The 281-nt window shown below is 39.5% G+C and carries 1 rRNA gene; it reads left to right on the top strand.

The annotated features are described in order from the left end of the window. The first annotated feature begins 162 nt into the window (after nt 1-162). Nucleotides 163-277, top strand: a 5S ribosomal RNA gene (gene rrf, locus H5118_RS20460). Nucleotides 278-281: the final 4 nt, after the last annotated feature.

Here is a 281-nt window from a genome sequence, read left to right as displayed (position 1 = left end):
CCCGTGAGGCTTAACCATACAACGCCAAACGCGTTTTATGCGACAGTTTGACAGAAGTTAATATGACTAAAGTAGAAATTACTTAGAAAGACTTAAAAAATATTATCAGATATTTTCCAAATTCAGTTAATGCGTAGCGATACGAATTAACGCCCAAATTTGCTTGGTGACAATAGCGTTTTGGACCCACCTGATTCCATGCCGAACTCAGTAGTGAAACGAAACAGCGCCGATGATAGTGTAGCATTTGCTATGTGAAAGTAGGACATTACCAGGCTTCA

Origin of the sequence: Pseudoalteromonas sp. SR41-1 (assembly GCF_014164015.1) — a bacterium.
Lineage (GTDB): Bacteria > Pseudomonadota > Gammaproteobacteria > Enterobacterales > Alteromonadaceae > Pseudoalteromonas > Pseudoalteromonas distincta.
This window is presented reverse-complemented; position numbering and strand designations above follow the sequence as displayed.